The sequence below is a fragment of the Lysinibacillus sp. NPDC048646 genome (assembly GCF_050272295.1).
Lineage (GTDB): Bacteria > Bacillota > Bacilli > Bacillales_A > Planococcaceae > Lysinibacillus.
On record NZ_JBNNLZ010000034.1, the window covers coordinates 39,743 to 46,013 of the forward strand.

4 protein-coding genes and 1 pseudogene are annotated in these 6,271 nt (G+C 33.5%); 3 read left to right on the top strand and 2 right to left on the bottom strand.

Annotated features, from left to right (window positions below):
• Positions 1–7: 7 nt before the first annotated feature.
• Positions 8–424, top strand: a pseudogene (locus ACQKII_RS22770) (transposase); the annotation flags it as partial.
• Between the two features lie 325 nt (positions 425–749).
• Here the strand turns inward: ACQKII_RS22770 and ACQKII_RS22775 are convergent.
• Positions 750–1,205: an effector binding domain-containing protein gene (locus ACQKII_RS22775; RefSeq protein WP_427462724.1), complete on the bottom strand. Its 456-nt coding sequence runs from the start codon at positions 1,203–1,205 to the stop codon at positions 750–752.
• A 97-nt stretch (positions 1,206–1,302) separates the two neighbouring features.
• On the opposite strand from ACQKII_RS22775, the gene ACQKII_RS22780 reads away from it, so the two are divergent.
• Together ACQKII_RS22780 and speD are read left to right on the top strand one after the other, a co-directional pair.
• Positions 1,303–2,202, top strand: a complete 900-nt coding sequence (locus ACQKII_RS22780) for a helix-turn-helix transcriptional regulator (protein ID WP_427462725.1) — start codon at positions 1,303–1,305, stop codon at positions 2,200–2,202.
• Positions 2,203–2,787: 585 nt separating this feature from the next.
• Positions 2,788–4,293, top strand: a complete 1,506-nt coding sequence (gene speD, locus ACQKII_RS22785; RefSeq protein ID WP_427462726.1) for an adenosylmethionine decarboxylase — start codon at positions 2,788–2,790, stop codon at positions 4,291–4,293.
• Between the two features lie 386 nt (positions 4,294–4,679).
• Here speD and ACQKII_RS22790 read toward each other — a convergent pair whose 3' ends face one another.
• Positions 4,680–6,038, bottom strand: coding sequence for an IS4 family transposase (locus tag ACQKII_RS22790; protein ID WP_427462727.1), 1,359 nt, complete (start codon positions 6,036–6,038; stop codon positions 4,680–4,682).
• Between the last annotated feature and the right edge of the window lie 233 nt (positions 6,039–6,271).

Genomic DNA, 6,271 nt, shown 5'->3' on the forward strand with positions numbered 1-6,271 from the left:
AATTATTGGTTTTGATAATCATTTCGCTCCAACTTGTGCACGGGAATATTCTTATCGATATGACAGTTATGATGCTAAACATGAGACGCTAAAGTATACACGTCCTCATGAATGTAACGATTGTCCATTGGCTCACGATAGCTTATGTCAAAAGGTATATAAAATGAAAATAACAAAAGATCTTAGACGATATACGGCTCCAGCAAGAGGCTCGAAAAAATGGACCCAACTCTATAAGGCGCGAAGTGCTGTTGAACGTGTAAATGCCTATCTAAAAGGCTACTTTCTATTGAATCAGATTTACCATTGTACCGGGAAGAAAGCTAAAGTTCATTTCGATTTAGTACACATTGCATACAATGCATCCAGACTAGCGATGGATAGACTTAGATATACTAGTCTTCAAGAATCTACAGCATCATAAGGTATTTCATTCGTTTTTTAAGAAATCATTCAATATTCTGCACGTCTATGATTTTTTAAAAATACGCATTATGAAATTGATTCAATTGTAAAAAAATATTTTCTACTATTATTAATATATACGGACTTTTGGTCAAAAACAAAGGGATAGCGAGTATTTTAGACCCTCGATTATATTATACAATTACAAAAAAACGCCTTTAATTCACTTCAAGATCTTCAGAACTGCTGAATTTACTCAGGAAGTAAAAGTTTAGTAAATTAAATAAATCTAAAAAACTGGTTAGGTATTCTAACCAGTTTTTTAAAAAATTAAGTCTCAAAATCTAACTTTTAATTGGCACCCACAGTTCAACTTCGGCATTCATTGGATTTCCATTCAAAAGAACTTCAAGAATTTCTTTTCCGTTATATTTTGAAACATGGTCTTCATTTGTAAAAAACTCATTTTCAAGTTTATCAAATAAGAGCCTTGAAATCCCATCATTTGTAGTAAGTACCACATAAGACTGTGAAGATATTTCTAAGTTTTCATATCCGTCTTTATAATCATCTGATACTACACCTGCAAAGTATTTTATTCCTTTTTCAATTGGAATGATAACTGCATAACCTTTTTTATCTGTTGAGATAGGCATAAGTTCTTTCATCATGCCTTGATTAAACAATTCCTTAAAGAACTCTGTTTTTTCTTTCGAGTAATTTTCATCATTTACTCCTTGCCCTTGTATCTCAGTACTCCTACCAATTAATTTAAATGTTTCTCTGCTTTCAATTTTCATGGTTATTAACCTCCCTTTGTATTATGCTATAATCTTATCAAAGATAATATGGCAACTGTATGTCATATTAAAGAAGGGAATTTATGAGGGAGATTTTATGAAAATAGATAGGCATATGGGAATAATTTCTTTCCTAATAGACAATAAAAAAACAACAGCTAAAGAATTATCTGAAAAATTCAATGTAAACATACGAACAATTATGAGAGATATAGATGACATTACGTTGTCTGGAATACCACTGTATTGTGTAAAAGGTAAAAATGGTGGTATATATTTGATGGATTCAGTTGAGTTAAATAAACCTCCGTTGTCGAAAACGGAATTAATGTCAATTGAAACAAGTTTAAAAAGCAGGCTACAAGTACTGGATGATAACGCAACGTTTAATGCAATACTAAAGTTAAATAAAATTGGAAAAACTCCAGATTTTGAAATAGACTTGTCTCTTTCAAAAGGAAATACAGAGTTAAGAAAACTTGTTTTAGATTTACTTTCAGCTATACGAAAAAATGAATTGATTAGTTTTAACTATATAAATTCACAAGGTGAAGAATCAAAAAAGACTACTGAACCATATAGAGTTGTATATAAAGACAGAAGCTGGTACATGGACGCTTATTGTTATTCCACAGAACGATTCAAAATCTATAAACTTGCAAGAATATCAAATCTTAGTATCATAGGCACTTTCTCAAAAAGAGAATATCGACCACTCTCCTATAATGGCGGCGAATGGATGGAGAAAGGTAAAATTCCAGTTACTCTATTAGTAAATAAATTAGTTATTGATAAATTCTTAGAATTACTAGGAAGAGAAAACATTAAGAATGTAGATGATACATGGTATTCTGTAATATATCCTCTAAATGATAATGTATTCGGATATAATACTCTCCTTAGTTATGGTAAATTCGTCAAAGTTGTGTCACCAGCTTCATTTTTCAATAATTTTACGAAATATATCGATGAAGTAAGAAATTTATATATTGAATAGTTTTTAGTTAATTAACTTCAAATAAAAGAGAGCATTAAGAATAAATTAATAAAGAGACTAGGTTTGAAAGGAGAGGAACGAGCCGTTCTGAGGAGGCTCATCCGGAACGGGCGGCTGGCGCAAATGCTTTTTTGAAAATTTAATCCAATATATATAACAAAAATTTTTCTTCTATACAACATCCTTTATTACCCTGCCTCTTAAAAAGCAAAATACCCTTAGATAAAAATTATCTAAGATAGACAGCATCGCATCTTTTTTACAAATTGTAATATTACACTATCAACCTATGATTTACGAAATACTTGATAAATTTTTATACTCATTTTATAATAGAAGTACTATTTTATTTAAAGGGTGAACTTTTTGTTAATTGCAGAATTCTAATCTGAATCAACGTTATAGCTTAATTTTGTCGAACAAACCATCCATCTGGGGTGTTATTTGTTGTGCAAAAAAGCAAGATTAGAATTAGTTCGCTTCGTATAAACATTTGGCGCGACTAATTTTAGTCGCGCTTTTTCTATTCGTTGATTTAGACAATTTTAATTTTTTACTTTTTAAAATTGAGAGGACGAATCTGCAATGCAAAAACAATTACAACAAATCACGGCTGATATGCAACTTGAAGAACATTATCACACATTAGAAAAAGCTCTACTTGCTTTATATTTCCATAAAAATTGTACAACCAAGTCTTTAGCTCATACGACAGACTTACCAATACCTATCGTCTCAGCAATGAAGAAAGAATTTGCCAAGCAAGGTTGGGGTAAACATAGCTTAACGAAAAAGGGCCAGCTCGCTATCTCGCAATATTTTCAACTCTCAGGTACTGATGCTAAACTCTACCTTCAATTAACGACAGATGATGCATTTCGTACAGAATGGATTACACAAAATATAAGCGAATTAAGCACTATTTATGATGATAGACCCACAGCTGACGTGGCCATTGATCAAGCAAAATGTACAGTTGAAACAGCCTTAAAACGTGCATTGCTTGCACTAGACTATACGATGCTACTCAATAAGCGTATTTTGTGTTTAGGTGATGATGATTTCATCAGTATTGCATTAGCGTTTTTACTAAAGAAAATCGCTCCAAATTCCACAACTAAAATTGTTGTGTTAGATATCGATAGACGAATTTTATGTACGATTAACAAAATAGCTAAGGACTATGAGCTTCCGATTAAAACAGATTATTATAACGTTCAGGAGCCTTTGCCTAAAACATACGCCCACCAGTTTGATTGTGTATACACAGATACACCGTATACCTTGATTGGCGCACAGCTTTTTTTATCACGTGCGATTAACGCATTAAAGCCAGAAGCAATGCGACATGTGTTTTTTTCCTATGCTAAGCGTAGCTATCAAAAGCAGTGGCAACTACAGCAAAGCTTACATGCTATGGGCTTCGTCATTGACAGTATTCAATACGGCATAAACACCTATGAAGGTGCACAGATTTTAGGCTCCACAAGCCAGTTATTCGTATTACAAACAACAGAGCAAATGACTTCCTATATTCCTAATCAGCGTAAATTTATGCGACCAGTTTACACAGGAGAAATTGAACGTAAATCCGTGGTTTATCAGTGTATCCATTGTCAGCACGCACTTACAGTCGGCGCTGGCTATCAATACAACACGATTACTCAACTTCAAGCCAGTGGTTGCCCGAATTGCAAAAATAAAAAGTTTTCACAAATGAAGAGAACCGTACAAAAGATGCAACCCCAGCATGGATTAGGGCATCATATTTTATTAGAGTTGCACGATTGCAATGATGCATTGCTCAATGACGTGCAACAAATTAAAAAGATTATGTGTCAAGCTGCCCATAAAGCAAAGGCAACGATTGTGACCGAACATTTCCATCATTTTTCACCTTACGGGGTTAGCGGTGTAGTCATTATTCAAGAATCACATTTAACGATTCATACTTGGCCAGAGTACGGTTATGCGGCAATAGATGTTTTCACTTGTAACAGTAAATTAGCTCTACAAGACGCTGTTCAAACTATTACTGAGCAATTTAATGCAGGAAATGCCACACAGCATTACCTGTATCGGGGTAAATAAAAAAATGGAGGGGCTGTTCCATAAACCCTTAAAATGAAACGAGGCTGGGACAAAAGAGAAAAAGTGTTAGATTGACTGATGTCGATCTAACACTGTTTTGCTGTAAGCGTTGATGTCCGCTACGGCGGACGCTTTCCGGGGGCGTGGCCTGAGCCTGTAGTCTCAGGCGTCACGCTAATCCCCCAGGAGTCGCCGCCTCATAGCCGTGTACTTAAGAAGGATAGTAAGGTTCAAATTTTATATTCTTACTATTTTTACGAATATTTAGTGTTGCAAATGAGTGTTTTGTGGTTAGAATAAGATATGTTCAAAAAAAGAGCATAACAAACAAACCCAAAATAAAGTAGCTCTTAGCTACCCTTAATTTGGATTTTTTATAAGTTTATTCAAACAAATAAAGTGTGTCGTTCTGGCTTTGTGGATTTTAAGTTGAATTTTTCTGTGGTAGGAATAAGACACTTAAAGAACAAACTCCAGCTTCGTGCACTTTTTTTGCTTTCTAAAACGAGTCGGTTTATCATTCTAGAAATCATACGGATTGTTAAATCCTCACTAATAAATTTATTTAATGTTTTCCAAACAACTTTTCGAAGATAACCTGTGGTTATCATGCTTAACAGCATGACAATACATTGGCAATATACGTGGCATAACCAACGTTCAATTTTCATGTCTTTTATCTGCTGAATTTTCAAATGGGATTTCCACGTTTTGAAACGAAGTTCAATCTGCCATCGAACGCGATATAACTGAGTTATTTTTTCAACTGAAATAATACATGGTAAATTAGTTATGTAAATAGTTAGTCCCGAAAGTGAAGCCACATTTTCTTTTGGAATAGAGCGGCATTTTTTCTGATAACTTCTAATTCTTTTTTTTATATTTTTTTCTTCTTGTTCTTCATCATGACGATAAATAATGCAACGTGTGAGCATTTTTTTATGTCTTCCCACATAAATCTTATTCCACTCTCGATACTGTCCCCTAGGTAATGTTTTCAATTCTTCTTCCATGTATAAACGCTGATAGCGTTGTTTTTCAATGAAGGAACCATCTGGATGACGAGGTGGATTATCAACCTCTATAAAGAACTGCGAATCCATTCTAGCTCTTGAAAGATAAAAGGCTTCAGATAGATGAATTTGTTCAAATAAATCCAAATGATAGTAGCCTAAATCCTGCAAGAATAAATCCCCTTTTTCTAAATTAGCTAGTCGTTCGAATCCTGCGGGAGTGTCTGCAGATTTCCCTTCATCTAAATTAAACCAAAGTAATTTTTCACTTAAGTAATCAAATTCAAATTGTATTTTAGCACCAGCATCTCTCGTTCCTTTATAATTATTTTCATATGATTTTGGGAGTTTAAAGCTGGTACTATCTATAATTCGAATCCGTTTATATGGGGATTTTTTTTCTAACTTCATTTTCGCCAAGGGCGCCTGAAATTGATATTGAAATAGACGATCAAATAGAGCCTTAAAAAAATCGACTGCTTCAGTAGTGAATCTTTTATTTAAACTTGATTTGGTGATATTTATATTATGGTTCTCTAAATCGCGGCATAAAGTATTTAATGTGGGCTGAACAAGATTAGCATTTTGTCGAAATACAAGTGATAAAAAGTCGGAAGCGGAAAATTGACGCTCCCGTTTAATAAATCCAGTTTCCTTCGCTAGCTGTTCAAGATTTTTAGGTAGAAAAAGTTGAAAACATTCTTTCAAATATAAATTATGTTGATTGTCCATAAAAAGCCTCCTCTAAGTTGTCGTTTTAATACTAACTTAAAAGAGGCACTTTTTATTAAAAATCATTGAATTAGCTTAAGTACACGGCTATGGTCGCCGCCTTCGCTACCATCAACTAGTACTCTCTTCTGAATTTAGTTTATTCCAAAAGGAAGAACGTCTAAATTTTTCTTCATTTTTAGATAGCAAAAATTTAATAACGCCTTTGCTCCTCTTTCTTAAAATTTAAAGTT

Coding starts and splice junctions, on each gene's coding strand:
- speD (WP_427462726.1), top strand. CDS start 2,788: ATGCAAAAACAATTACAACAAATCACGGCTGATATGCAACTTGAAGAA.
- ACQKII_RS22790 (WP_427462727.1), bottom strand. CDS start 6,038: ATGGACAATCAACATAATTTATATTTGAAAGAATGTTTTCAACTTTTT.
- ACQKII_RS22775 (WP_427462724.1), bottom strand. CDS start 1,205: ATGAAAATTGAAAGCAGAGAAACATTTAAATTAATTGGTAGGAGTACT.
- ACQKII_RS22780 (WP_427462725.1), top strand. CDS start 1,303: ATGAAAATAGATAGGCATATGGGAATAATTTCTTTCCTAATAGACAAT.